The organism is Staphylococcus pasteuri, from assembly GCF_030547725.1.
In the GTDB taxonomy this organism is placed as follows: domain Bacteria; phylum Bacillota; class Bacilli; order Staphylococcales; family Staphylococcaceae; genus Staphylococcus; species Staphylococcus pasteuri.
Map to the genome: position 1 here is coordinate 1 of NZ_JAUOQO010000678.1, position 249 is coordinate 249.

Genomic DNA, 249 nt, shown 5'->3' on the forward strand with positions numbered 1-249 from the left:
GTGTTCCTCCTTGGCCGAACAGTTAAAAAATTAGAAGCTGTATATGATGAGATAGAAGCGCTAGGCGCACCGCAGCCCGCAATCATTCCGCTTGATTTAAAAGGCGCTAGTCAACAGAACTACCTTGATATGGTTGCCACAATCGACAATCAATTTGGCCGTTTAGATGGCGCATTATTAAATGCCGCGCATTTAGGCGTGCTTAGCCAATATGTGCAAATTGACGAAGATCTTTGGGATCAGCTGATG

1 pseudogene is annotated in these 249 nt (G+C 45.0%); it reads left to right on the plus strand.

Going from position 1 to position 249, the window contains the following annotated elements:
• Window positions 1-249: pseudogene (locus Q4528_RS15140) on the plus strand (hypothetical protein); the annotation flags it as partial.